This is a genomic window from Synechococcus sp. Minos11, from assembly GCF_014279855.1.
Classification (GTDB): Bacteria; Cyanobacteriota; Cyanobacteriia; order PCC-6307; family Cyanobiaceae; genus RCC307.
Window position 1 is genome coordinate 1,725,130 of the sequence record NZ_CP047953.1, and the last position, 24,178, is coordinate 1,749,307.

Genomic DNA, 24,178 nt, shown 5'->3' on the forward strand with positions numbered 1-24,178 from the left:
GGTGCTCAGGCGTCGTGGGGGATGGAGGCATCGCCGGGGTCATTGACCATTGGGGGTGGCGCGGGTGGCACAGTGGCCCAGCCCCGATCCCCCGTTGCCAAACGCTTGGCATAGAGCTCATTGCCAGGGCTCAATCCGGGTTGGAGGGGTTGTTTGGCTGTTGTCTTCAGCCAGTCGTCGTAGATCGCCTGGGACTGCACCAGAACATCGGTTTGGTTCTGGGAGTAGTAGGCCCCGCTGAAGTGGGCATCACGCAGACGGAAACGGCCTTCTTTGGTCGGCGTCACACTGAAAGAGATGACGCTGCCCGGAACGATGTCCTGCTTGAGGCGGAAGGCCGGGACATAAAAGCTGTGGTTGACGTCTTCACTGATCAGGCGAAAGTTCACCCGCTGATTAATGGGCAAGTGCAGCTCTGAGCTGCGCACCCCATTGGGATACACAAACTCCCAGCTCCACTGCCGCGAAATGACATCGATCGGCCCAACGGTGGCGCGGGGGTCTTCCACCGCACCCACCAGGGGATCCGTGCCAATGGCGTATTTGTGTTTCGGCCCCAGGGCATCGAGCTTGTCGTTGACCTGCATCGAATAGAAGGCGATGGCAAACACCACCACCGTGGGGATCAAGGTCCAGGTGATCTCCAGGCGGGTGTTGCCTTCGATCGGAGCGCCATAGCTCTCGTCGTACTTATCTGCCCGGTCAAACAACAGGCTCCAGGCCATCACACCGGTGCATCCCAAAAACACAAACGTGCCGATGCCGGTTTCCAGGGCGAAAAGATTGTCGACATAGGGGGCAGCCGTGGACGCCTGCGGCGGGAACCAGCCGTAGGACCACTGGGCCATCAGCCAACTCAGCGCGAGGTTGGCGCCAACAGCCAGGGTGATGATCACGATGGCGCCGAGGTTGGGGCCTTTCTTGATCGGCGTTGTAGGGGTCATGGCAACACCTCCTGAACATTGGCACCGGCCGCCAGCAACTGATCGGCAGTGATGTGCACACCAAATTCACTGGCCAGCCAGGCGCCGAGGCTGCCGTGCACGCCCATCACCACAAGGATGAAGGCCCCGCAGGCCAGGTACAGCCAGCTGACCTGACGCCCAAGGTCTTTGCGCCAGATGAAGCGCTGAAAGCCGCGCCAGATCGTTATCGCGACGATGAGCAGCAGCAGGGCCACACCGCCAACGGCATGCCAGAGCATGGTGTCGATGGCGTTTTGCCCCAAAACGCTGGTGACCCCGGGCAAGGGCACGGCCAGCAGCATTTCGTAGAAGCCGGCGGCCACCGTGAAGAAGGTGACGATGCTGCAGGCCAGCACGTTGTACCAGCCCACATCGTGGAAACCGACGCGGGTCACCGGCAGAGCCAGCAAGCGAAACACCCGTTTTTCCAAGGGGTAGAAGGCCCCGGCGAAATCAAACGCGATTCCGATCGAGAACAGTCCGATGGTCAGGTGCACCAAATTGGGATGCACCGGAATCGCATAGGGGAGGTCGTTGGGCCCCAGGGAATCAACGATGTCGTTGATGGGGGAGACAATCGTGGCCAGAAGGCTCATGAGATCACCCCCTCACGGATGGCTTCCACCACCGGCACCGTGTGCAAGCCATAGACCCAGACCAACTTGTCGCCGAGGTACACCTGGGTGAAGACCAAGGCCGCCAAAACCCCATCAATCACCAAAAAGCCCTTGGGCAAGACCGCTGGATCTTTTTGACGCACCACATAGCGCCAGGCGGTGAGCAGGCTGAGCACACCAGCCAACGACCAGCCAATGGTGCTGTGGTAGTTGAGGATGTCGCGGGCGCCGCTGTAGGGGCTGGCCAGACCCGCCTCCACCTGGCCGAAAATGATCGCCACGAAGATGGCAACCGTTGCCACCAAGAGGTTCCAGAAGCTCACCTCAAAGAGGTTGGGCTTGCGTGTGATCACGCCGATCAGATCAAAAACCACCGTGATCAGCGCCATCGCGATCACGAAGTGAACAACGATGGGATGGAGCACATCCATCCAGGGCAAATTTTTGTCGTTCAGCGGCGGGAGCAAGTGCTCGAGCATCGCCGGACCCCAAGGCGCACATGAGTCAGTGGTAAGGGTGAACGATTAAGAACTCGTCAGGGCACGTTTTTGCTTTATGTCGGATCAGCACAGCCACACCGGTCAAACCTGGCGGCTCGAGCACGACAGCCTTGGCGATGTGCGCGTCCCCGCCGACCGTTACTGGGGAGCTCAAACCGAACGGGCCCGGCATCGCTTTCAAATCGGCAACGACCCAATTCCGCTGGAGTTAATCCATGCGATCGCTTGCCTCAAGCGCATGGCCGCCCACACCAACCATCAGCTCGGCGTGCTGGATGAACAGCGCTGCCAATGGATCAGCGAGGCAGCCCGCGAGGTGGAAGGGGGAAAGCTGGATGGGGAATTTCCGCTGTCCTGCTGGCAAAGCGGCAGCGGCACCCAAACGAACATGAACGTCAATGAGGTGATTGCCAATCGGGCCTGCGAACTGGCCGGCCAAGCTCGCGGCTCCAGGGACGTGGTGCATCCCAATGACCACGTCAACCGCAGCCAGAGCACCAACGATGTGTTCCCCTGTGCCATCCATTTGGCTGCTGAGCGGCAGCAACGGCAAGCGCTGCTGCCGGCCCTGCATCAATTGGTGGAGGCACTAGAGAGCAAAGCTGCCGCCTGGGACGGTGTCGTCAAAATTGGCCGCACCCACCTCCAAGACGCCGTTCCCCTGACGGTGGGGCAAGAGGTTGGTGGCTGGGCCGCCCAACTGCGCAGTGCTGGCGAGCGGCTAGAGCAAGGACTGCTGGAATTGCGCTCTATTCCCCTTGGCGGAACAGCTGTGGGCACCGGCATTGGGGCCCCCAAGGGCTATCCGCAAGCCGTGTGTGAGCAGCTCAGCAGCTGTGAAGGCGTGGAGTGGCGCAGTGATGGCAACCGCTTCGCGCTGATGGGAAGCCATGACGCGTTGGTGCAGCAAATGGCCCGGCTGAGGCTCCTGGCTGGAGCGCTGCACAAGATCGTCAACGACATTCGCCTGTTGGCCTGCGGTCCCAGGGCAGGGCTCGGGGAGCTGCAGTTACCCGCCAACGAACCAGGCAGCTCGATCATGCCCGGCAAGGTCAATCCAACCCAATGCGAGGCCGTGGCGATGGCCACGACCCAAGTGATGGGCATGGATCAAGCGGTGGCGATTGGCGGCAGCGCCGGGCACCTGCAGATGAATGTCTACAAACCCCTGCTCGGACTCAATCTGCTGCGCAGCGGCGAAATGCTCACCGACAGCTGCCGCAGCCTGGAGGAGCACCTGGTGCGCGGCATGGACCTGGACCATTCCAAGGTGGGGCACTTCCGCGACCAATCGCTGATGCTGGTGACGGCCCTGGCACCCGTGATCGGCTACGACATGGCCGCCAAAATTGCTCTGCATGCCCACAGTGAAGGGCTGAGCCTGCGGGAAGCGGCACTGGTGCTGAATGCCATCGAAGCCGACGCCTTTGATGCAGCCGTGAACCCTGGATGGATGGCCAAGCCCCATGACTGAGATGACAACCAGCGGCTGGCATCCCCACCTCTGGCATCCCTTTACCCAGCCAGGGCGAGGCCCTGCTCCGATTCCGGTGCGCCGCGGCCAAGGGGTGTGGCTAGAGCTCGATGACGGCCGCCGCTTGATCGATGGCATCAGCAGCTGGTGGGTCACCCTGCATGGCCATGGGGAGCCCTGCATTGCTGAGGCCATTGGCCATCAAGCCAAAGAGCTCGAGCAGGTGATCTTTGCCAACTTCCGCCATGGTCCGGCCAGCACCCTGGCAACGCGGTTGTGCGGCAAATGGGATGGGCTGGATCGGATGTTTTTCTCCGACAACGGCTCCACCGCGGTGGAAGTGGCCTTGAAGATGGCATGGCAGCACTGCCAACGGGAAGCACCTGAGCGGCAGCAGGTGATCGCCTTTGACGGGGCGTATCACGGCGACACCTTTGGAGCCATGGCGCTCGGGGAGCGGGGCCTATTCAGCGCCCCGTTTGAACCCTTGCTGTTTGCGGTGGCCCGAGCCCCTTGGCCCGCCACCTGGTGGGGAGATGGGGAGATTGAGCAAAAGGAAGCCCAGGCCCTGCAACGGCTGGATGAGCTGCTGCAAACCCCCACTGCTGCAGTGATCTTTGAGCCCCTGCTGCAGGGAGCCGGTGGCATGGCGATGGTGCGTGAGACGTTCCTGCAAGCCGTCGAGCAACGGGCCCACGCGGCGGGTGCCCTGGTGATTGCCGATGAGGTGCTCACGGGCTTTGGCCGCAGCGGCAGCCTGTTTGCCTGCCATCGCGCTGGCATTGCACCCGACATCGTCTCCCTCTCCAAAGGACTCACGGCAGGATTTCTGCCGATGGGCGTGACCCTGGCCAGTGAGGCGCTTTATCAAAGCTTTGTGGGCCCTGAGCCGGACCGCACGTTTTTCCATGGCCATAGCTTCACCGCCAACCCCTTGGGCTGTGCCGCGGCCGTGGCCAGCCTCGAGCTGCTGGAGCGGGAACCCCAGCGCTACACAAGCATCGAAGCGCGGCATCGGCCGCACCTGGAACACTTGGCCGAGCACCGGCTGGTGACCAAACCACGATTGCTCGGAGGAATTGCTGCCTTTGAGCTGCCAGGGGACAGCGGCTACCTCCAACCGATTGGTCTGGAGGTGCAGCGACTGGCCCTGGAACAAGGGCTGTTCATTCGCCCCCTGGGATCGGTCGTCTACCTGATGCCACCGCTCGGCATCAACGACGGGGAATTGGCGCAGTGCTACGCCAGCTTGCAGGCAGTGCTGGATTCCCTACCGCTTTAGGGCCCAGCCAGGATGGCGGCTTCCAGATCAGCGCGGCTCAAGCCATAGGAGAACGCCCGCTCGGTGCTGCTGCCCTGCTGGCTCCAGCTGATGACCAGGCCATCGCTTTGCAGCACGAGCTGGGCTGTCCACTGCGGCCGCTCCAAGCTCCACACACACACATCCTCGTCACTGCGGACAAAACCACTGCTGCGCAGCCATTCCTCCAAGGCCGGCAACGGATGGTTGTACAGCGGGGTCTCAGCGCTAGGAAGCGGCATTGTCCATGCGTGATCGTCTCAGTCTGGACGACGCAGGGCTGCCTTTAACAGGGCTGCTCGTAAGCGCGAAGCGCTTGCTTGAAGATGGACTCGCGCAGTTGCTGCAAATGACTGTCGACCAGATGCGTGCTGGAGACATAACAGCAGGCCGTGATGCCGCTTTCAGTCAAACAAACGCGCAGTGAGCCATCCGGCTGCGTGGTGATCTCGGGACCCATGGTTGGCTTCTCCATTCCCTAGTGAGCCATCAAAGAAAAACCACAAGCCCTGTCAAGCCAAGCACTGGGAAACAGGGCAATTCGTAAGCAACAACACAGCGGCGCCAGGCTCTTAATGCTGGATTTGGTCCACTTGAGATGGTCGTGATCAACAAGCGCCGCCGAGCAGGACACGAAAGGGACATCTTTCGTCAGAGCAAACCCGGTGGTGGCGCCAGGGTTTTCGGTTTTGTGCTGGGACTTCTCGCCATCGGCGTGACCTATGTCTTGGCGACCGACAGCCTCAAACCACCGGCGACACAGCAGATCGACGTTCACAACAAAGCAACGCAACTAGAAGAACAGCAGCCATGAACGATGCCGACGCCCATCAGGAGTTCATTGACTTCATGAATGGGCTGGTGAGCTGTTACGTGGTGACGCAATTTGCTCACCACCTCAGGATTTTCAACCAGGAAAGAGAGCGCAACGGCAAACCCCCTCTGGCGCACATTGATGCTGAATTGCTCATAGCGAAACACCCGCCCGTGGTGCAGCCGCCAGCTGATTTTGAAGACGTCTCTGAGCAGTTGGCGTTCAAGCAGAAGTATCTCGACAGCGACTGGCAAGCCTGAAGCCCTCCCTAGAGCAGTGGCGGGGCCTCTTGCAGCAAATCCACACCACGCCACCAGGCCAAACCAACCCCGAGCACCAAGCTGAAGCCCAAAGCCAGAGCCAGCAGCACCAGGGCGAACCATTCGCCGCCAGAGAGATCGCGCCGCGGTGGTGGATCGGTGTTGGGGCGCCAGGTGAAGCGTTGCGCCAAGCGCTGCTGATTGAGCTCGGCGGCCTTGAGGCTGGCGTCATACAGACGCCGTTTCTGCGGGTCTCCCAACACCACCATGGCCTCTTGTAGAGCCTGAAACCGGGCGGAAGCCAAGTCAGGCGGCAGTTCGGTGGTGTCGGGATGAAAGCGCTTACTGAGATTGCGAAAGGCTTGGCGCACCTGTTCATTGCTGGCCTCCTGGGGAACCTCCAACAGGGCATAGAGGCTGGCGGGAGCAGGGGCCAAAGCTGCGGCTGCAGACGCGGCTTGCGATCCTAGTGATGTTGCGCCGTCTGCACTGAGTTCAACCGCACCCTGGGACCAACTGACCTGGCAGCCCTCCAGCGATCAGCTGCAGCAGTTCAACCGGCTGCAAGAGCTGCTGCGCGAGTGGAACGGCAAGGTCAACCTCACCCGATTGGTGGAGGGAGAGGACTATTGGATTAGCCAGATTTTTGACAGCCTCTGGCCGCTGCAGCCCTGGCTGAGCAAGGGCGAGCCGCTCAAGGTGATCGATGTGGGCACCGGTGGCGGCTTCCCAGGACTGGCGATCGCCATTGCCCTGCCGCAAGCGCAGCTCACCCTGGTGGATTCGGTGGGCCGCAAAGTGCAAGCTGTGCAAGCCATGGCCGATGCTTTGGGCCTCACTGAGCGAGTGCAACTGCGCTGTGAACGGGCAGAGAAGACAGGGCGAGACCCCCACTGCCGCCGCCAATTCCAACTGGCCGTCGCCCGCGCTGTCGCTGCGGCCCCGGTTGTCGCCGAATACTTGGTGCCGCTGCTGAGCGCTGATGGCACCGCCCTGCTGTACCGGGGCCAGTGGAGCGATGAGGATCAACGCCAATTGCAACGGGCTGCTGCCCAGCTGAACAGCAGCACCGAAACGATCCAAGTTCAAGAGCTGCCCGCAGAGCGGGGCCTGCGCCATGTGATCCCGCTGCGGCCTCAAGGGGTTTGCCCAAAGCAGTACCCCCGGGCTGTTGGGGTGCCCGCCAAGCTGCCGTTGGCTTGAGCTAGGGGCCCAGGCGCTTGACGGTTTTTTGACCCAAGCGCGCCTTCATTTGCCGCAGAATTCCGGGAATCTGCTGCTGCCACGGGCTGGCGCTAAGCACCTCCAACAATTGCGCTTCGCTCACGGCGGCCGGCTCGCTGGGACCTGCCTCAAAGCGGTTGGCATTGCGGCCTGGGAACCAATGGCTGCCATTGCCCAGCAAGCCATACCGGGCCTGGGCAAAGCTCTCGAGATCCCATCCCTGCAACAGGGTGTGCAGCCACAGCAGCACCGGCAGGTTGATGTCGCCTGGTGTGTCGTTCCAGCTGGGCAACCCTTCCTGCCAGCTCTGCAGCCAGGCCTCGCCAAGGCGCTCGCTGAGCCCCTGCTGCAGACGCTGCGCGATGGGGCTCACTAACTCCGGTGCCTGCTCCAAGAGCTCCAGGGCCTGCAGATGCCGATCAAGATCGCTGGGGCGAGCGGCACCAACGCTGATGGTGTGCACCCGGGGATCGCTGAGGCAAAACAGATCGTTGAACACGATCGGGTGAAGTGGCTCGCAAAGCTCCAGTAACCGCGCCGAAGGGCTGTGCAAATGGCCGCCCTTATCGGTGGGACTAATCAGGAACACCCCCATGTCCCGCTCCCGCGCAGCCGTGAGGGCAGGGCCGTTGTCCTGACGGATGTAATACCAATGCAGGTTGATGTAATCGAAGGCATCGCTAGCGATGGCTTCCAGCAAGAGCTCCAGGGGGCCATGGCTGGAGAAGCCCACATGGCCAATGGCCCCGTCGGCCTGCCAGCGGCGCAGCACCTCCATGCAGCCCCCTGGCCGCAAGGTCTGCTCAAGGTGTTCGGGCAGGTTCAGGCCATGAACAGCCAGCAAATCAACCCGCTCAACTCCCAACAGAGCGAAGCTGCGCTCCAACTCGGCTTCAAAGGCGGCTGGATCATCGCGCGGCGGAATCTTGGTTTGCAGGATGCGCTCGGGATCGGGATGGCGGGCCAACGCCGGACCTAGCTGCAGCTCGGATGTTCCGTAGTAGCGAGCGGTTTCCACATGGTGAAAACCAGCGGCCACCGCGGCCGCCAAGGTGGCCTCCACATTGCGCTGGCTCTCGGCCTCAATTGCATCCGCTGCCAAATCGCTCCAGCTCTGCTGAAAGCGCATGCCGCCAAGGCTGAGCACCGGCATCGGCAGCTCAGTGCGGCCGAAACGGCGGGTGGGAATCATGGCCTGGGCAGGGTACGTTTGGGCCGAACGGCACTGGGCAAGCCCAGGGGCAGGAGGTCTTGGCCTTCCCTCTGGCGGCGTAAACCCTCGAGATCTTCAAATCCAACCCAATGAATGCAATCCACTGGGCAGGTATCAATCGCCTCTTGGATGCGCTCAGTGCTGTCCCCGTCTTGGCGAATCACGCGGGAGCGTCCGTAGTTCGGCTCCACCACGAAGGTGTTGCACGCCACATGGGCGCAGTAGCGGCAACCAATGCAGACGACTTCATCCACCCACACCGCTTTCTCACCGAGGGCACCCCCGAGCAAAGGCTCCATGCCATTGGAAGCAGCCTCTGCCGCTGGGGCAGGGACTGCGCGAAAAGCCAGTGAAGGATCGAGGCCGCTCACCCCTGCCAGCGGGTCACCACCAACTCGATGCTGCCGTCAGCCTGTTGGCGCTGTTCAGCCACTTGATAACCCTCTTCGGCGCTGCTGCGCAGGATGGACTGCAGCGCATAACGCTGGGTCAGCTGGGCCAAGAAGCGCTCAACGGGAACGCTCTGCTTCCAGAGATCGAGGTCAGTGACCAATTCGTAGCGCTGCTCAGCGCTGTTCCAGCGGAAACCGATATCACCACCCTCGCTTTGCGGACAGCAAAGATCTGCTGTCACCGTCTGACCGCGATAACCACGCACAGGCTGCTCACCGGAACTGGGCTCTTGACCCAGATCACGCAGTGCGGCCAGCAGGGATTCCCGATCGCGGAGTTCAGTTTTGACCGTGCTGAAGTGAGACATGGTTGTTCTGCTCTACGGAGGTATTGGCGCTGGCCTGGAAATGCTCAGCCGTCAGCTCGCGTGAGCTGACATGTCCCAAACGCTGCTCAATGGAGCTGGTGAGCTCCTGGCAACCGGCGCCTTGAACCCCTTCAACCATCTCCTCTACACGACCGTCGGGCCGAATGCGGAAGCGAATGCTTTGCAGGGGCACTGAGAAGCAACCGAGGAGGCCCGATGTTAGCCAAATTCTTGAGATCTCAGCGGAATTCAGGCGATGAGGCCGTCTTCCACCAAAGCCTGCAACTTGGCCAAGACGTCACCATCCCCCAGTTGCTCCAGGGCTGAGCGGGCATCTTGGCGGACGCCGAAATCGTTGTCGTTGAGCAGGGTCTGCAGCAAGCCATGCACCAGCTCCGCTTGGGCTTCAGGTGCCAACACCGAGTGCAATCGGCCCAGTCCCCAAGCGCAATTGCTGCGCACTTCCGCCTGACCATCCACTTGAAGAGTCAGCAGCAACTCACGGGTCACGGTGTCGAGTTGCTGGGGCTGAGCCAAAGCGGCATCAGCCAACGAGCCAGCGGCCCAAAGACGCACCGCCGCGTTATCGAGGCGCAGGGCATTGAGCAGATCCGGCACCACCTCAGCCTCGGGATAGTTCCCCAAAGTCCAGGCCAAGGCCTTGCGCACAAAGCAGTTGCTATCGAGCCGAAACAGCTGCTGAAGCTGAGGCAACGCCTGGGGATCAGGGTTGCGGCCCAGGGCATAGACCGCACTCATCCGCAGGATGGGGCAACTGCTGCCGAGCAGGGGCCTCAGCAAAGGCTGGCTGCGGGGATCGCGATGCTCACAAAACACCTTGAGCCCCTGAAGCTGCTCCTCTTGGTTGCCCTGCAGCTGACGCAAGGCGTCTTGCAACAGCGCTTCCGGGACGGCCTCGCTCTGATCGCAATCATCAATCAGATCAAGGGGATCAGGAGCGTCCTCCTGCTGCAGTTCCCCCTCGAGAAGAGACAGATCAAATGGCAGATCGTTGCTCTGGGCCATGGCTTAACCAATGGGAGCTGGAGCGGCCATGTCTCCGGGTAGCCAGATGCGCGCACTCACAGCAAACAAGGCAAGAGAGAACACCAACAAGATGGCGGCCGGTAGCAGCTTGGAACGGAAAAAAGACACAACGAAAACAAGCGTTCAACCATTGTGGGGCCCAACCGCGGCTACCGACTGTCGCCAGTCACGCCGTAAGGGCTGCAGACAGAGGGCCGCAATCGCCAAACAGATCCAGCCTGCTCGCTGTTGATGCAGCAAAAAGCCTCCGGTGGCCAGCAATCCACCAAAGAGCAGGCCGGTGCTGAGCACAAAGCGGCGCAGCAAACGATCCAAGCCCTCGAAGGGCTCCACGCCAAGCCGTTGGCGCCAGCGGCTCCAGCCCGGGCCCGGCGGGTTGACCTGCAAAACAAAACGTTCCAGCACCTCCGGAGATTCCGGTGGGGTGGCCACCAGCACACCCAGCCAAATGAGTGCCGAGAGTCCGGTGGTCACCATCAAGCGGATGCCGTAGTCATCGATGCGCAGCACGGGCACCACGGAGGTGGAAAAACCCACCAAAAAGCCGCTGAGCATGGCGGCCAGCTCCGCCGGCGCATTGACGCGCCACCAGAACCAGCGCAGCACCAGCACCACGCCAGGACCTGTGCCAATGGCAATGACCAAACGGAAGACGGTGCCGATGCTGTCGCTGATCAAGGCCGTGACCACACCAAGCAACAACAGCAGCACCGAGGTGAGCTGGCCCACCAGCAGCAATTCCTTTTGCCCCGCTTGAGGCCGGCAAAAGCGCTGATACAGGTCGTGGGTCAAATAGCTGGCTCCCCAGTTGACCGCGGTGCTGACCGTGCTCATGAAGGCAGCCACCAACGACACCACCACCAGGCCCAGAGCAACGGGCGGCAACAACGAGACCGCCAGCGCCGGATAGCCGAGCTCCAGGTCCTGCTGGGCCGGCAGTAGCACCAAGGCCGCTAGGGCCACCACCACCCAGAGCCAACTGCGGACCAGGTAATTCACCACCAAAAACACCCAACCCGCCACCTGCGCTTGGCGCTCATCCTTGGTGGCCAGCATGCGCTGAATGAATTCACCGCCCCCATCGCTGCGGCGGAAACTCCACCACTGCAGCGCCAGATAAGCGCTGAACATGCTGATGCTGATGCCACTGCCCTCAATCCAGCTGGGCCCCTCACTGCCCCACTCCCAAGGGAAGAGCGACAACAGTTCAGGGCGATCCATGGCAGCCAGCTTCTCCAGCAGTTGATCCATGCCACCAACGGCCTGCAGCGCGACGACCGCCACCGCCAAGGCACCACCGAGGGCCAACAGCAACTGCAAACCATCGGTAACCACCACAGCCCAAAGGCCGCCGGCCACTGTGTAAACGAGCACCAGGGCGGCCACCACCACCAGCAGCCAGACCGTGTCGCTGAGGCCAGCGAAGGCCGGCTCACCACGAACGATCCCCAAGGCTTCCACCACCTTGCGCATCGCCAAAAAGGCGTAGCCAATACCGATGCAATTCACAGGCAAGGCCAGCAAAAAGGCCTTGATTCCCCGCAGCCAAGCCGCCGCTGGACCGCCGTAACGCAACTCTGTGAAGGCCGCATCGGTGAGCACCCCGCTGCGGCGCCAGAGGGGTGCGAACACCACCGCCATGGCGACATGGGCCAGGCCAAAACTCCACCACTCCCAGTTGCCCACCAAACCGCGACTGCCCACCAGACCTGCCACGTAGAGGGGCGTATCGATCGAGAAGGTGGTGGCCGCCATGGAGGCCCCAGCCAACCAGCCATTGAGGCTGCGGCCAGCAACGAAGTAGTCGTCTTCACTGCGGTTACGCCGCGCCAACCACAGGCCCAGTACCAAGGTGAACAGCAGATAAGCCGCCAGCAAGATCCAATCAATGGGGGCCATTAGCGGCCTCCCTTACGCTGGCGGCGCAACTGGCCACAGGCGGCGTTTTGATCCAAACCGCGGCTGGCACGCACGCTGACAGCCACACCCCGCTGCTTCAATGCGGCCGCAAAGGCATCGACGCGCGCTGGCTCAGGGCGCTGAAACTCCTCTTCAGCAATGGGGTTGTAGGGAATCAGATTCACGTGGCTCTGGAAACCTCTGACCTGCTCCGCCAGAGCTTGGGCCTGACGCGGGCTGTCATTGAGGTTGCCCAGCAAGATGTATTCAAAACTCACGCGCCGGCCACTGATGGCGACGTAGTGGCGGCAATCCTCCAGCAGTTGCTCATAGGGGTAGGCCCGTGCCGTGGGGATCAGCTCTTCCCGCAACGCTTGATCGGGCGCATGCAAGCTCACCGCCAAGGTGAACTGGGCCCGGCCCAGGCGCTCAAGCGCCAGCTCGGCCAGCCTGGGCAGTGTGTTGGGCACACCAACAGTGCTGACGGTGATCTGACGCATCGCCATACCCAGATCACGGCTGAGGCAGTCAATCGCCGTCAAGACATGGTCTGAATTAAGCAGCGGCTCACCCATCCCCATAAACACCACATGGGACGGGCGGCGCTGCATCACCTCGCGCACGGTGAGCACTTGGTCGACGATTTCATGGGGCTCAAGCGAGCGCTGCAGACCTTCTTTGCCTGTGGCACAGAAGCGGCAGGCCATGGGGCAGCCCACCTGACTGCTGACGCAGACCGTGAGCCGATCCCGCGTAGGGATCCCAACGGTCTCCAGGGAGAGGCCGTCATCTGTGGCCAGCAGCAGTTTGAGGGTGCCGTCTTGGGCGAGGTGGCGCTCAAGCTCGTTGGAACGCCCCAAGGGCAGTGGCTCCTGCTGACGCAGGGCAGCGGGCAGCACCGTGATGTCGTGCCAGTGGCGGGCGCCTTTGGCATAGAGCCAATCGTGCAATTGCCGGCCGCGAAACGGCGGCAACCCTTGATCTTTAGCCCAGGTTTCTAGCTGAGCCTGACTCAGGCCCAGCAGTGCCTTTAGGGCCAAACCAGCAGGCCGTGGCCCAGCCAATGCTCAGCGGCCAGCAGGGCAAAGAAGCCGAGCATGGCCATCCGGCCATTGAGACGTTCGCAATGGGTATGGAACCCAAAGCGCGGCAGACGCCGCTGGGGCACCAAGCGTGGCTTGAGCGGCGTCGAGGCGGCGGGCACAGGGGAAGCGGCAACCATGAAGATCAGCTGTCTTGGCTGGGCAGGCCTTCTTCCTGGAGGCCCTCAAGGGCACCGGGATCAGGGACATGCTCTTCGGCGAGTTCCTCACCCGCCGCAGGGCGAGCAAAGGCTGCGAGGTTAGTGCGATCCTCAATGCCGTGGCGGCTGCGGGTGGCCTCCAACTCGGTATCGGATGGATCATCCAACACCGCAGTATTCGACTGAGGCAGCGGCATCTCCACGGTGTAATCCGGGCGCAGGTTGGTGGCGCGGCGGTAGCCGGCGTTTTCCTCGCCAAGGATGTCGGGATGGGGCAAGGCCTCCGCCTTGAGCTGCTCATCAAAGCCACTGAAGCCAGTGCCGGCCGGGATGAGACGACCAATGATCACGTTCTCCTTGAGACCGCGCAGCCAATCGCTCTTGCCCTCAATCGCGGCTTCCGTCAGCACACGGGTGGTCTCCTGGAAGGAGGCCGCCGAGATGAAGCTGTCGGTGTTCAGAGAGGCCTTGGTGATACCCAGCAGAACCGGTGTGAATTCAGCCGGAGCCCCACCGGTGATCGCCATGGCCTGGTTCACCTGATCCACCTGGCGCAGCTCAATCAGCTCACCGGGGAGAAGGGTGGTGTCGCCGGCATCTTCAATCCGCACTTTGCTGGTCATCTGCCGCACGATCACTTCGATGTGCTTGTCATCAATGGTCACGCCCTGGGACTTGTAGACGTTCTGCACCTCTTGGACCAAAGCGGTCTGCAAGCGTCCGATCGCCTGGTTGGCCGCATCCATCGTTGGCAGGGGACCGCGCAGGTCTTCGAAGATCACCTCCAACAGTTCGTGGGGGTTGATCGGACCATCGGTGAGCAGGTCGCCCGCTTTGACCTCTTGGCCATCGCTGACCATCACGGTGCGGCCCAGCAGGATCGGGTACTCGGTGTGCAGCTCTTCGCCTTCGTTCACCGACACGGTGGGGTTGTCCTCGCCTTCGGGCTGCTCAACCTTGATGGTGCCGGCCTTACGGCAGAGCACAGCGGACTCACGGGGACGACGGGCCTCGAGCAGTTCCTCAATACGGGGCAGACCCTGAACGATGTCACCGGTCTTGGCCCGCTCAAACACCAACTGGGCCAGGGTGTCTCCGCGGAGCACCAAATCGCCATCGCGGACGTGCAGGATCGAGTCGGGGGAGACCATGTAAGGACGTCCAACCCGCAGGGTGAGGCTGCTGCCTTTGACCTCTTCCACCTGACCGCTATGGGGGCAGGTGAGACCGCCACCAAGGTCATCGCCTTCCACAACACGCTGGCCAGCCTTGAGGCTGAGCTTGCTGCCACCGAGGTCAACGGTGATGGTGTCGCTGGGGCGCTCAACGATCAAACGGCGAATCGGTTCGTCGTCCTTGCGATCTGGCAATTGAGCCACACCGTCGTCCTTGCAGAGGATCTGAACGGTGGCGACCACATCGCCGCGCTTGATGTTGTCTCCATCGGCCACCTTCACCTCGGTGTGGGTGGAGCCATGGCTGGCATCGGAGAGGGTGTCGCGCCGCACCAGATGGGTTTCCAGGATGGTGAGCTGCAGACGCTGGATGGTCTTGGCGCGCTTGTCTTGCGCTGATTCCACATCCACCGTCATCTGGGGAGTGGTGTCGAAGGTTTCCAGCAGCAGCTGGGTGCGCAGCAGTTCCACACCCTCGACGGACTTCACCAATTCGCCGTCTTTGAAAGCAAGACGCTGAACAGCTTTGAGCCCCATCGATGGGCCATTGGCCTGCTTCACGGAGCCGAGCTCCGGCATGTGGGCCTCGTTGGGAATGGCGTACTCCTCAACAGGGCGAAGCAGCAGCGCCCCACCTTCCGGGGTATCGACGGCTTCGACCATGTGCATGGCCTCAGCCTTGAGGCCAGGAGCGATCTCTTCGCCGGGGTTGACCATCTTGCCGCCACCATCGGTGTAGCGAGCCAGCACCTTGCTGTCAGAGACCAGGTGCAACTGCCCTGAGCGCACGATGATTTCGCGAAGAATGTCGTTCTTCTGGGTGACCGTGACGATGCCGGCGGTCTGGCTGAAGATGTCCTTGACGACCTCAGTGCCGGCCTCGATCCACTGACCGTCCTCGATCATCAACAGGGAGATGTCCTTGTTGATCTCGTGGGTTTCTTGCGGAATCCAGAGCAGGGTGCCGCCTTTGCTGACTTCAAAACCGTTCTTGGCACTGCGAGCCTTTTTGATGGCCAGGCCAGGAGCAAATTTGACCAAACCACCGGTCTGGGTGCGGAAGCGGTCATCAGCCAGCTCAGCGATCACCTCGCCATTGGCGATTTTGGTGCCGGGCTCGGTGTTGAGGCGATAGCGGGTGTTGTCCTTGCTCTCGAGGTGCCAGATCTGACCGCTGTGGGTCGTGGTGGCGACCAGCTTGCAATCTTTCAGCGTGAGGCTGCTGGTGACGATCTCAACTTCGCGAGAATCACCCTGGGATTCGCGCAGGCGCACGGCACCACCGAATTCGGAAACCTGACGGCTTTCCGCCAGCACCTCACCGGTTTTGACATTGGCGCCACCTTGGACCACCGGCATGGCGTTGGGCGGCAGGTTGTAAACGTCGCCGCTGAACACCCACAGACGGCCGAGACGCTGGGCCTTGAGAGTGATGTTGCCCTGGCGGTCGGGCACCTCCTTGGGCTGAATGACATCCTCATAACGAACCTGACCAGCCAGGTCGCAGACCACATCCTTGGTGGCTTTTTCGACGCTCTTCTTGACCGCTGAACCACTGGAAATCTGAGCCAGGATCGTGTCGTTGGGGACACTGCCACCGGCATTGACGAACAGGATTGAACCGGCAGTGACATCCAGCTTCTGAGTCTTGCCCTTGCCGCTGGGCTTCACGGTCAGAGAGAAGTCGGTCTCAGCCAGCTGCGCTTCGACGCCGTGCGGGGTGCGGTGGGGACGAACCTTGGCCTTGGCACTGAATTCAACGCTGCCTTCCACCACCGAACGAACCACACCCGTTTCAGCGGTCGACACACCACCGGTGTGGAAGGTGCGCATGGTCAGCTGCGTACCGGGCTCACCGATGGACTGGGCCGCGATGATGCCCACGGCTTCACCCAGGTCCACCAGTTCGTTGTGAGCCAGAGCCCAGCCGTAGCACTTGCGGCAAACCGAGCGGGCCGCCTCACAGGTGAGCGGAGAGCGCACCTGCACCTGGGCAATGCCAGCCGCCTCAATGCGCGCACTCAGCGGAGGGTCCACCTCAGTGTTGCGGGTGGCGATCACTTCCCCAGCGCCGTCGACGACGTCTTCAGCCAGCAGGCGACCGACCAGGCGGGATTTGTACTTGCCGTTGTCATCCGCGGCGACCTTGATGCTGCGGGTGGTGCCGCAGTCGTCTTCACGGACGATGACGTCTTGAGCGACGTCGACCAAGCGGCGGGTGAGGTAGCCCGAGTCCGCGGTGCGAAGCGCGGTATCCACCAAGCCCTTACGAGCGCCGTAGGAGGAAATGACGTACTCGGTGACCGTGAGGCCTTCGCGGAAATTGGTACGAATTGGGAGGTCGATGATCTCCCCTTGCGGGTTGGCCATCAGACCGCGCATGCCAACCAGCTGACGCACCTGGGACATATTTCCCCGGGCGCCGGAGTTAGCCATCATCCACACCGAGTTGAGTGGATCGTTCTCGTCGAAGTTGCGGCGAACGGACTGAACCAAACGCTCATTGGTCTCAGTCCAGGTGTCGATCACCTTGGTGTGACGTTCCACCTCGGTGATTTCACCAAGCCTGTAGCGCTCCTCGGTCGCCGTGATCTGATCTTCGGCCTCCTGGAGCAGGGTGCTTTTGTCGCCAGGAACGCGAAGATCGTCAACCGAAATCGACACGGCGGCCTGGGTCGCGAAACGGAAGCCCAGATCCTTGAGATCGTCAGCAAGAGCTGAGGTGGCCGCGGTGCCGTGGTGCTTGTAGGACCAAGCCACCAGCGAGCGCAGAGCCTTTTTGTCGATCACCTTGTTCTGGAAGGTGGGCGCCTCACGAGACAGCTCGTTGCTGGGTGCCGCAGGGGCTTCAGCAGCTTTGCTGGCTTTCGACTTGGATTTGGAGGTCTTCCGGGCGGGCTTGGAGGAGCTGGTCATGACCGGGGACAGGTTGGAAGGGCAGAGAACAGAAAGAGAGAACGATCAGAAGAGCGTCACCTGGTGACCACCGCGTCGATGATGGTGCGGTTCATCACCACACGGCCGGTGGTGGTGAGCACATAACGGCTAATCAGCGCTCCGTCCTCGTCGAGACGATCGCGGCGGTACTGCCACTGCTCCACGCGGGTGCCATCGCTGAGGGTTTCGCTCTTGATGGGCTCTTTGGCCTCGTCGTCATCGTCAACGGCACCGTTGAAGCGCACCCACACCCAGTCATGCAGGGTGATGCGCTTCTCCTCGAAGGCGTGGCAGACGTCTTCGAGGTTGGCGTAAGTGCGGGAACGATCTCCAAACTCAGGCTTGCTGCGTTCTTGGCGCGTTGCCGTCAGGTAGTAGGCGCCAAGAACCATGTCCTGGGATGGCGTGATGATCGGCTGGCCGGTGGCCGGCGAGAGGATGTTGTTGCTGGCCAGCATCAACATGCGGGCCTCGGTTTGCGCTTCCAGGGCCAGGGGCACGTGGACAGCCATCTGGTCACCGTCGAAGTCAGCGTTGAAAGCTGGGCAGACCAGGGGGTGCAGCTGGATGGCGCGGCCATCAACAAGCTTCGGCTCAAAGGCCTGGATGCCAAGACGGTGCAGGGTGGGAGCACGGTTGAGCAGGATCGGGTGACCATCGATCACCTCCTGCAGCACCTGCATCACTTCATCGTCGGCGCGTTGGATCAGCTTCTTGGCCGCCTTGATGTTGTTGACGATGTTTTGGCGGATCAAGCGGTGGATCACGAACGGCTGGAACAGCTCGATCGCCATCTCCTTGGGCAGACCGCACTGATGCATCTTCAGCTTCGGTCCAACCACGATCACCGAACGGCCGGAGTAATCAACACGCTTGCCGAGCAGGTTCTGACGGAAGCGACCCTGCTTGCCTTCGATGATGTCGCTGAGTGACTTCAGCGGACGGTTGTTTGCACCCACCACGGTGCGCCCGCGACGGCCGTTGTCGATCAGGGCATCAACAGCTTCCTGCAGCATCCGCTTCTCGTTGCGGACGATGATTTCAGGAGCCAGGATTTCCTGAAGCCTGGCCAAGCGGTTGTTGCGGTTGATGACCCGGCGGTAGAGGTCATTGAGGTCACTGGTGGCAAAGCGACCGCCATCGAGCTGCACCATCGGGCGCAGATCGGGGGGAATCACCGGAATGGCATCGAGCACCATCCACTCAGGGCGGGCATCGGTGGCGATGAAGTTGTCGATCACGCGCAGGCGCTTGATCAACTTGGCCCGTTTTTGACCCTTGCTGCCGCTGATGTCTTCGCGGAGCTGCTCAGCAATTTCAGTGAGCTCGAGATCTTCCAGCAGAGCCTTCAGCGCTTCTGCACCGATGCCCACCTCAGGCTCGGTCTCAATTTCTGAATCTTCCGCGTAGATCTCGTCTTCGATCTCCAGCCACTCATCTTCGGTGAGGAGCTGCTTGTACTTCAGGGTCTTGTGGTCGCCTGGATCAAGCACCACATAGCAGTTGAAGTAGACGATCTGCTCGACATCGCGCAGGGGCATGTCGAGCAGGATGGCCACATAGCTGGGAATGCCCTTGAGATACCAGACGTGGGACACCGGCGCAGCGAGCTTGATGAAGCCCATGCGGTGACGGCGCACCCGGCTTTCGGTGACCTCAACGCCACAGCGCTCGCAAACGATGCCGCGGTGACGCACCCGCTTGTACTTGCCGCAGTGGCATTCCCAGTCCTTGGAGGGACCAAAGATCTTTTCGCAGAACAGCCCGTCCATCTCGGGCTTGAGCGTGCGGTAGTTGATCGTCTCAGGCTTGGTCACCTCACCCACCACTTGCCCATTGGGCAGGGTGCGTTGACCCCACTCCCTGATGCGCTCGGGGGAGGCCAGCTTGATCTTGACGTAATCGAAGTGGCTCTCGGTACGGGTGTTGCTGTTGGTCATGGCCTGAGATCGATGGGTCGCGGATGGTCGTCAGATGGCGGGCTGGGCCGCCCTAGAGCTCAGTCCTCGTCGTAATCGGCGACGCCGAGGGATTCGTAGGTGGGGCGGCTGGGGGTGCTGCGGCGGGGATTGACGTCCTGCATCAGATCCACTTCGGCTCCTTCGTCTGTGTAGACAGCGATATCGAGGCCCAAGGACTGGAGCTCTCGCATCAACACCTTGAAGGACTCTGGGGTGCCCGGACGGGGGATTGGCTTGCCCTTGACGATGGCGTTGAGCGCCTCGTTGCGGCCCTGCATATCGTCGGATTTGACGGTGAGCAACTCCTGCAACGTGTAGGCGGCGCCATAGGCCTCGAGAGCCCAAACCTCCATCTCACCAAGACGCTGACCACCTTGCTGGGCTTTACCACCAAGGGGCTGCTGGGTGACCAGGGAGTAGGGGCCAGTGGAGCGGGCGTGGATCTTGTCGTCCACCAGGTGCACCAGCTTGAGGATGTAGGCCCGTCCAACGGTGACCGGCTGATCAAACGGCTCGCCGCTGCGGCCATCGATCAATTGGATCTTGCCGGGGTTCTCGGGGTCGTAGACCCACTCACGCCCTGGCTGCTTCGCCGCTTCTTTGAGGTAGCCCTCAACGGTTTCACGAGACTTTTCAGCTCCGTGCATCTCGTCGAACGGGACGATCTTGAAGCGGGAATCAAGGTTGTCGGCGGCCCAGCCCATCAGGCACTCAAAGACCTGTCCGACATTCATCCGGCTCGGCACACCCAGGGGGTTGAGCACGATGTCGATCGGCGTGCCATCGGGCAGGTAGGGCATGTCCTCCAACGGAAGGATGCGGCTAATGATGCCCTTGTTGCCATGGCGGCCGGCCATCTTGTCGCCGACCTGGATCTTGCGGCGCTGAGCCACATAGACCCGCACAACCATGTTGGCGCCCGGCGGCAGCTCGTCGCCCTGTTCGCGGGTATAGATCCGCACGTCAACAACGCGGCCGCGTTCGGTGTTGGGAACGCGCAGGGAGTTGTCGCGCACATCCCGGGCCTTCTCACCAAAGATCGCCCGCAGCAGCTTCTCTTCTGGCGGCTGATCGGATTCGCCTTTGGGGGTCACCTTGCCCACCAAGATGTCGCCGCTTTCGACGAAAGCACCGATGCGAATGATGCCCATCTCATCGAGGTTGCCCAGGCTTTCCTCGGCAACGTTGGGGATCTCCCGGGTGATCTCCTCAGGGCCCAACTTGGTTTGACGGGCCTCGATCTCGTACTTCTCGATGTGCACCGAGGTGTAGAGGTCGTCGCGCACCAGGCGCTCACTCACCAGGATGGCGTCCTCGTAGTTGTAGCCCTCCCAGGGCATGTAGGCGATCAGGCAGTTCTGACCCAAGGCAATTTCGCCCCCTTCACAGGCCGAACCATTGGCCAACACCTGACCGGCGATCACCTGGTCGCCTTGCTGGACGATCGGGCGCTGGTTCAAGCAGGTGTCCTGGTTGGAGCGCTGGTATTTCTGCAGCAGGTGGTAGTGATCCACGCCCTGGTCATCGCGAACGATGATCTGGGTGGAATCCACAAACACCACTTCGCCATTGACCCGCGTGATCGGCACCATGCCGGAGTCGCGAGCCACCTGGGTTTCCAAGCCGGTGCCCACCAGGGGACGCTCCGGACGCAGCAGGGGAACCGCCTGACGCTGCATGTTGGAGCCCATCAGGGCGCGGTTGGCGTCGTCGTGCTCCAAGAAGGGAATCAAGGACGCCGCCACAGAGATCACCTGCACCGGTGAGAGCTGCACGTAGTCGACCTGGTTCGGCGGAACCGTCTCGAAATCAAGGCGGTAGCGAACGGGGATCAGCTCGGCTGTGATGCGCCCATCGGCATCGGTGGCCACATCACCGGGGGCAACGCGACATTCGTCTTCCAGATCAGCGGAGAGATAGATCGGATCACCGCTCTTATCGACCACGCCATCGGTGACCTTCCAGAACGGGGTTTCGATGAAGCCGTACTCATTCACCCGAGCGTGGGTCGCCAGCGAACCAATCAGGCCAGCATTGGGGCCTTCAGGAGTTTCGATCGGGCAAATGCGGCCGTAGTGGGACGGGTGGATATCCCGCACCGCGAAGCCAGCCCGCTCACGGGTGAGGCCACCAGGGCCAAGGGCACTGATGCGGCGCTTGTGGGTGAGCTCAGCCAGGGGGTTCGTCTGGTCCATGAACTGGCTCAGCTGGCTGGAGCCAAAGAACTCCTTGATGGCGGCCACCAAGGGCTTCGGGTTGACCAACTGGGCCGGCGTCAGGGAATCGGTTTCACCGACGGTCATCCGCTCTTTGATGATCCGCTCCAGTCGGTTCAAGCCAACCCGCACCTGGTTTTGCAGCAGTTCACCAACCGAGCGAACGCGGCGGTTACCCAGGTGGTCGATGTCATCGAGGCAAGCCCCACCGACATCGAGCTCCAGGTTGATCAGGTAATCGAGGGTGGAGAGAACGTCCTCGGGGGTCAGCGTGCGCACCGCATCGGGAATGGTGAGGCGCAGCTTCTTGTTCATCTTGTAGCGACCGACCCGTCCGAGGTCGTACCGCTTGGGATCAAAGAAACGGCTGTGCAGCAGTTGCTGGCCGCCACTGACGGAGGGGGGCTCACCAGGACGCAGCTTTTTGTAGAGCTCCAGCAGGGCCTGGTCCTCTGAGGAGATTCCCTCCTCGTTGGCCGCATCAATGGACTTCTTGTAGTACTCCGGGTGGCGCAGCTTGTCGAGGACATCGTTGTCCGACAAGCCGATGGCCCGCATCATCACGTGGGCGTTGATCTTGCGGGTTTTATCAACCCGCACATGCAGCAGGTCGTTTTTATCGGTCTCAAACTTCAGCCAGGCACCACGGTTGGGGATCAGGCTGGCGTTGTAGGTGCGGCGACCGTTTTTGTCCTGCTCATCTTTGAAGTAGACACCGGGGCTGCGCACGATCTGGTTGACGATCACGCGCTCAGCGCCGTTGATGATGAACGTGCCCCGCTCGGTCATCAGCGGCAGCTCGCCGATGAAGACCTCCTGCTCTTTGATTTCGCCAGTCTCTTTGTTGACCAGGCGGCAGGTGACATACATCTGCGACGCGAAGGTGGCGTCCCGGCGCTTGGCCTCTTCCACATCGTGGCGAGGACGCTTCAGGCGGTATTCACTGCCGACAAAGTGAAGCTCAAGCTTGCCGGTGTAATCGGTAATCGGCGAAAAGCTCTCCAGCTCTTCGATTAGCCCTTTCTCCAGAAACCACTTGAAGCTCCCCCGCTGCACCTCCACAAGATCAGGGAGGTAGGTAGCGGTCTTGGCGACCTGAATCGCGCTGCTCATTCGGAGACCTGAACGGATTGAGGAAGAAGCTGCTGACGGCACCATCATTCTCTGCCTGACCACACCAACGGCCGCCCCCAGCAAGCTGAGAAGCGGCCCCGTGAAGGCTTAATCAGAGGCGAGAGATCAAGAGAAACGCCAGCAACACTGACCTGCCAGCTACGGCAGGGCAATGTTCGATCTTACCCAGCCAGGTCCAACTTCTGTCAACCTTCTTGACCGATGTTGGCAGGCTCCGGTTGAGGCTGGTATGGGAGCGCGAACAGTTTGCTGGCATTGGCGCTGCTGCGGCGTGCCACCTGCTCCAAGCTCTGCCCCCTTAACTCGGCCACCCGCTCGGCCACATGACGCACCATCGCAGGCTCATTGCGCTTGCCCCGCCTGGGCACTGGCGAGAGGAAGGGGCAATCGGTTTCCACCAAATACCGGTCCTCAGGCACCTGTTGGGCGCACTGATGGGTTTCGGTGGCCTTCGGGAAGGTCACCGTGCCGCTGAAGCTGATGTAGAGGCCATAGGCCAAAAACGCGTGCATCTCAGCCGGGGTGCCGCCCCAGCAATGCATCACCCCTTGAATGCTGTGGCCAGCAGCTCGGCGCTGCTCAAGCAGGGCCAGCATTGGCTCAGCCGCATCGCGGCAATGAATAATCACTGGCAGCCCTAACTCCTCAGCCAAATCAAGCTGGGGCACCAGCATGGCCAACTGCTCATCGAGGTTGGTCGCTCGAAACAGGTCCAAGCCGAGTTCACCAATCGCCACCACGCGAGAATCAGCACCCGCCGCTTCACGCAGCACCTCAGGGGTGTCGGCTTGCCAATGCTCAGTATCGAGAGGGTGAACCCCCACCCCATAACGCAATTCAGGGAAGCGATCAGCCAGCGCCCGGATCCCAGGGATCTCTGAAGGCTCGACGCAGGCATGCAATAACGATTGAACGCCCGCTTCGCGCCAGCGGGCTGCGATCACATCAAGATCGTCGTCGAACTGCCGAAAAACGATGTGGCAGTGGCTATCGATCAGAGGTGGGGCAGCACTCACCGGATCTGGGCGGGTTCAGCTGCCAGTTTGACCGATGAAATCAGGCCTTGGCCGCAGGAGCCGGATCAATGGCCTTTTTGACAGCAGCGCTCAAGCGTGACTTCTGGTGAGCACCGGCATTGCGATGCAGTGCGCCGACCTTGACAGCCTTATCAATCTTGCTGAAAGCAGCGTTCAGGCTCTCCTTGACGGCTTTCTTGGCCGGCTCGCCGGGCTCACTGCCGTAGCTTTCGCAGGCGGTGAAGCAGCGCTTCATCAAGGTGCGAAGCGCCGAGACATAGCTGCGGTTGTGCAGGCGGTTGCGCTCAGCAATCTCGATGCGCTTACGAGCAGACTTGTTATTCGCCACAGAAGTTTCGGGGCCGCAGATCGACAAACAAAGATCCTAACTCCACAGCCTTCCCTAGAGGTGGCTTAGCGTCA

Annotated in this window: 24 protein-coding genes; 6 read left to right on the plus strand and 18 right to left on the minus strand. The window is 61.4% G+C overall.

The features are described 5' to 3' along the window. Window positions 1-5 precede the first annotated feature (5 nt). The 3 genes from SynMINOS11_RS09735 to SynMINOS11_RS09745 are packed head-to-tail and all read right to left on the minus strand — an operon-like array spanning window position 6 to window position 2,061. Window positions 6-944, minus strand: coding sequence for a cytochrome c oxidase subunit II (locus SynMINOS11_RS09735; RefSeq protein ID WP_186548214.1), 939 nt, complete (start codon window positions 942-944; stop codon window positions 6-8). After that, on the minus strand, window positions 941-1,561 hold the full coding sequence (locus tag SynMINOS11_RS09740; protein WP_186548216.1) for a DUF2231 domain-containing protein: 621 nt from the start codon (window positions 1,559-1,561) through the stop codon (window positions 941-943). The genes SynMINOS11_RS09735 and SynMINOS11_RS09740 overlap by 4 nt, the downstream gene beginning before the upstream one ends. Further along, complete coding sequence (locus SynMINOS11_RS09745) at window positions 1,558-2,061, minus strand: DUF2231 domain-containing protein (protein WP_011936354.1); 504 nt, start codon at window positions 2,059-2,061, stop codon at window positions 1,558-1,560. The genes SynMINOS11_RS09740 and SynMINOS11_RS09745 overlap by 4 nt, the downstream gene beginning before the upstream one ends. A 76-nt stretch (window positions 2,062-2,137) precedes the next feature. Between SynMINOS11_RS09745 and SynMINOS11_RS09750 the strand changes: the two genes are divergently transcribed. Then, a complete protein-coding gene (locus tag SynMINOS11_RS09750) occupies window positions 2,138-3,556 on the plus strand; it encodes a class II fumarate hydratase (protein ID WP_011936355.1) in 1,419 nt (472 codons plus the stop codon). Continuing rightward, a complete protein-coding gene (bioA, locus tag SynMINOS11_RS09755; protein ID WP_186548218.1) occupies window positions 3,549-4,838 on the plus strand; it encodes an adenosylmethionine--8-amino-7-oxononanoate transaminase in 1,290 nt (429 codons plus the stop codon). The genes SynMINOS11_RS09750 and bioA overlap by 8 nt, the downstream gene beginning before the upstream one ends. On the opposite strand, the gene SynMINOS11_RS09760 is transcribed toward bioA, so the two are convergent. Continuing rightward, window positions 4,835-5,098, minus strand: a complete 264-nt coding sequence (locus SynMINOS11_RS09760) for a DUF3143 domain-containing protein (RefSeq protein ID WP_186548220.1) — start codon at window positions 5,096-5,098, stop codon at window positions 4,835-4,837. The two genes, bioA and SynMINOS11_RS09760, sit on opposite strands and share 4 nt — an antisense overlap. A 5-nt stretch (window positions 5,099-5,103) precedes the next feature. Here SynMINOS11_RS09760 and SynMINOS11_RS09765 point away from each other — a divergent pair, with 5 nt between their 5' ends. The 3 genes from SynMINOS11_RS09765 (at window position 5,104) to SynMINOS11_RS09775 (ending at window position 5,930) form a co-directional block, all read left to right on the plus strand. Then, on the plus strand, window positions 5,104-5,283 hold the full coding sequence (locus SynMINOS11_RS09765) for a hypothetical protein (protein WP_186548222.1): 180 nt from the start codon (window positions 5,104-5,106) through the stop codon (window positions 5,281-5,283). Between the two features lie 171 nt (window positions 5,284-5,454). Continuing rightward, complete coding sequence (locus tag SynMINOS11_RS09770) at window positions 5,455-5,670, plus strand: hypothetical protein (RefSeq protein ID WP_043737260.1); 216 nt, start codon at window positions 5,455-5,457, stop codon at window positions 5,668-5,670. After that, complete coding sequence (locus tag SynMINOS11_RS09775) at window positions 5,667-5,930, plus strand: hypothetical protein (RefSeq protein WP_186548224.1); 264 nt, start codon at window positions 5,667-5,669, stop codon at window positions 5,928-5,930. Before SynMINOS11_RS09770 ends, SynMINOS11_RS09775 begins: the two co-directional genes overlap by 4 nt. Window positions 5,931-5,938: 8 nt before the next feature. Here the strand turns inward: SynMINOS11_RS09775 and SynMINOS11_RS09780 are convergent, their stop codons facing one another. Next, a complete protein-coding gene (locus tag SynMINOS11_RS09780; protein WP_186548226.1) occupies window positions 5,939-6,367 on the minus strand; it encodes a J domain-containing protein in 429 nt (142 codons plus the stop codon). Between the two features lie 52 nt (window positions 6,368-6,419). Between SynMINOS11_RS09780 and rsmG the strand changes: the two genes are divergently transcribed. After that, complete coding sequence (gene rsmG, locus SynMINOS11_RS09785) at window positions 6,420-7,133, plus strand: 16S rRNA (guanine(527)-N(7))-methyltransferase RsmG (protein WP_011936361.1); 714 nt, start codon at window positions 6,420-6,422, stop codon at window positions 7,131-7,133. Window position 7,134: 1 nt separating this feature from the next. Here the strand turns inward: rsmG and SynMINOS11_RS09790 are convergent, their stop codons facing one another. From SynMINOS11_RS09790 to rpsT, 13 genes are all read right to left on the minus strand, one after another. Next, entirely contained in the window at window positions 7,135-8,346 is a 1,212-nt protein-coding gene (locus SynMINOS11_RS09790; RefSeq protein WP_186548228.1) for an aldo/keto reductase, read from the minus strand. After that, on the minus strand, window positions 8,343-8,738 hold the full coding sequence (locus SynMINOS11_RS09795) for a ferredoxin (RefSeq protein WP_186548229.1): 396 nt from the start codon (window positions 8,736-8,738) through the stop codon (window positions 8,343-8,345). The genes SynMINOS11_RS09790 and SynMINOS11_RS09795 overlap by 4 nt, the downstream gene beginning before the upstream one ends. Next, the gene (locus SynMINOS11_RS09800) at window positions 8,735-9,127 is read right to left on the minus strand and encodes a DUF1257 domain-containing protein (protein ID WP_011936364.1); all 393 of its coding nucleotides are present in this window, start codon (window positions 9,125-9,127) and stop codon (window positions 8,735-8,737) included. The genes SynMINOS11_RS09795 and SynMINOS11_RS09800 overlap by 4 nt, the downstream gene beginning before the upstream one ends. Next, window positions 9,099-9,320 carry a DUF2997 domain-containing protein gene (locus SynMINOS11_RS09805; RefSeq protein WP_011936365.1) on the minus strand — a complete coding sequence of 74 codons (222 nt, stop codon included), beginning with the start codon at window positions 9,318-9,320 and terminating at the stop codon, window positions 9,099-9,101. Before SynMINOS11_RS09805 ends, SynMINOS11_RS09800 begins: the two co-directional genes overlap by 29 nt. A gap of 56 nt (window positions 9,321-9,376) precedes the next feature. After that, window positions 9,377-10,153, minus strand: coding sequence for a HEAT repeat domain-containing protein (locus SynMINOS11_RS09810; protein WP_186548231.1), 777 nt, complete (start codon window positions 10,151-10,153; stop codon window positions 9,377-9,379). Window positions 10,154-10,297: 144 nt separating this feature from the next. Continuing rightward, window positions 10,298-12,073: a sodium:solute symporter family protein gene (locus SynMINOS11_RS09815; RefSeq protein ID WP_186548233.1), complete on the minus strand. Its 1,776-nt coding sequence runs from the start codon at window positions 12,071-12,073 to the stop codon at window positions 10,298-10,300. After that, a complete protein-coding gene (rlmN, locus tag SynMINOS11_RS09820; protein WP_186548235.1) occupies window positions 12,073-13,113 on the minus strand; it encodes a 23S rRNA (adenine(2503)-C(2))-methyltransferase RlmN in 1,041 nt (346 codons plus the stop codon). The genes SynMINOS11_RS09815 and rlmN overlap by 1 nt, the downstream gene beginning before the upstream one ends. Then, entirely contained in the window at window positions 13,104-13,295 is a 192-nt protein-coding gene (locus SynMINOS11_RS09825) for a chlorophyll a/b-binding protein (protein ID WP_011936370.1), read from the minus strand. Before SynMINOS11_RS09825 ends, rlmN begins: the two co-directional genes overlap by 10 nt. Before the next feature lie 5 nt (window positions 13,296-13,300). Next, window positions 13,301-17,407 carry a DNA-directed RNA polymerase subunit beta' gene (locus SynMINOS11_RS09830; protein ID WP_186548237.1) on the minus strand — a complete coding sequence of 1,369 codons (4,107 nt, stop codon included), beginning with the start codon at window positions 17,405-17,407 and terminating at the stop codon, window positions 13,301-13,303. A 56-nt stretch (window positions 17,408-17,463) separates the two neighbouring features. Further along, window positions 17,464-19,368 carry a DNA-directed RNA polymerase subunit gamma gene (locus SynMINOS11_RS09835; RefSeq protein WP_011936372.1) on the minus strand — a complete coding sequence of 635 codons (1,905 nt, stop codon included), beginning with the start codon at window positions 19,366-19,368 and terminating at the stop codon, window positions 17,464-17,466. 59 nt (window positions 19,369-19,427) lie between these two features. Further along, window positions 19,428-22,718: a DNA-directed RNA polymerase subunit beta gene (gene rpoB / locus SynMINOS11_RS09840; RefSeq protein WP_186548239.1), complete on the minus strand. Its 3,291-nt coding sequence runs from the start codon at window positions 22,716-22,718 to the stop codon at window positions 19,428-19,430. 206 nt (window positions 22,719-22,924) lie between these two features. Beyond that, complete coding sequence (locus tag SynMINOS11_RS09845; RefSeq protein WP_186548240.1) at window positions 22,925-23,755, minus strand: TatD family hydrolase; 831 nt, start codon at window positions 23,753-23,755, stop codon at window positions 22,925-22,927. Between the two features lie 40 nt (window positions 23,756-23,795). After that, window positions 23,796-24,104, minus strand: a complete 309-nt coding sequence (gene rpsT / locus SynMINOS11_RS09850) for a 30S ribosomal protein S20 (protein ID WP_186548242.1) — start codon at window positions 24,102-24,104, stop codon at window positions 23,796-23,798. Between the last annotated feature and the right edge of the window lie 74 nt (window positions 24,105-24,178).

Bases quoted from the DNA above. Each gene is read 5' to 3' on its own strand.
- SynMINOS11_RS09735 (WP_186548214.1), bottom strand. From the start codon at position 944: ATGACCCCTACAACGCCGATCAAGAAAGGCCCCAACCTCGGCGCCATC.
- SynMINOS11_RS09740 (WP_186548216.1), bottom strand. From the start codon at position 1,561: ATGAGCCTTCTGGCCACGATTGTCTCCCCCATCAACGACATCGTTGAT.
- SynMINOS11_RS09745 (WP_011936354.1), bottom strand. From the start codon at position 2,061: ATGCTCGAGCACTTGCTCCCGCCGCTGAACGACAAAAATTTGCCCTGG.
- SynMINOS11_RS09750 (WP_011936355.1), top strand. From the start codon at position 2,138: ATGTCGGATCAGCACAGCCACACCGGTCAAACCTGGCGGCTCGAGCAC.
- bioA (WP_186548218.1), top strand. From the start codon at position 3,549: ATGACTGAGATGACAACCAGCGGCTGGCATCCCCACCTCTGGCATCCC.
- SynMINOS11_RS09760 (WP_186548220.1), bottom strand. From the start codon at position 5,098: ATGCCGCTTCCTAGCGCTGAGACCCCGCTGTACAACCATCCGTTGCCG.
- SynMINOS11_RS09765 (WP_186548222.1), top strand. From the start codon at position 5,104: ATGCGTGATCGTCTCAGTCTGGACGACGCAGGGCTGCCTTTAACAGGG.
- SynMINOS11_RS09770 (WP_043737260.1), top strand. From the start codon at position 5,455: ATGGTCGTGATCAACAAGCGCCGCCGAGCAGGACACGAAAGGGACATC.
- SynMINOS11_RS09775 (WP_186548224.1), top strand. From the start codon at position 5,667: ATGAACGATGCCGACGCCCATCAGGAGTTCATTGACTTCATGAATGGG.
- SynMINOS11_RS09790 (WP_186548228.1), bottom strand. From the start codon at position 8,346: ATGATTCCCACCCGCCGTTTCGGCCGCACTGAGCTGCCGATGCCGGTG.
- SynMINOS11_RS09800 (WP_011936364.1), bottom strand. From the start codon at position 9,127: ATGTCTCACTTCAGCACGGTCAAAACTGAACTCCGCGATCGGGAATCC.
- SynMINOS11_RS09810 (WP_186548231.1), bottom strand. From the start codon at position 10,153: ATGGCCCAGAGCAACGATCTGCCATTTGATCTGTCTCTTCTCGAGGGG.
- SynMINOS11_RS09815 (WP_186548233.1), bottom strand. From the start codon at position 12,073: ATGGCCCCCATTGATTGGATCTTGCTGGCGGCTTATCTGCTGTTCACC.
- SynMINOS11_RS09825 (WP_011936370.1), bottom strand. From the start codon at position 13,295: ATGGTTGCCGCTTCCCCTGTGCCCGCCGCCTCGACGCCGCTCAAGCCA.
- SynMINOS11_RS09830 (WP_186548237.1), bottom strand. From the start codon at position 17,407: ATGACCAGCTCCTCCAAGCCCGCCCGGAAGACCTCCAAATCCAAGTCG.
- SynMINOS11_RS09835 (WP_011936372.1), bottom strand. From the start codon at position 19,368: ATGACCAACAGCAACACCCGTACCGAGAGCCACTTCGATTACGTCAAG.
- rpoB (WP_186548239.1), bottom strand. From the start codon at position 22,718: ATGAGCAGCGCGATTCAGGTCGCCAAGACCGCTACCTACCTCCCTGAT.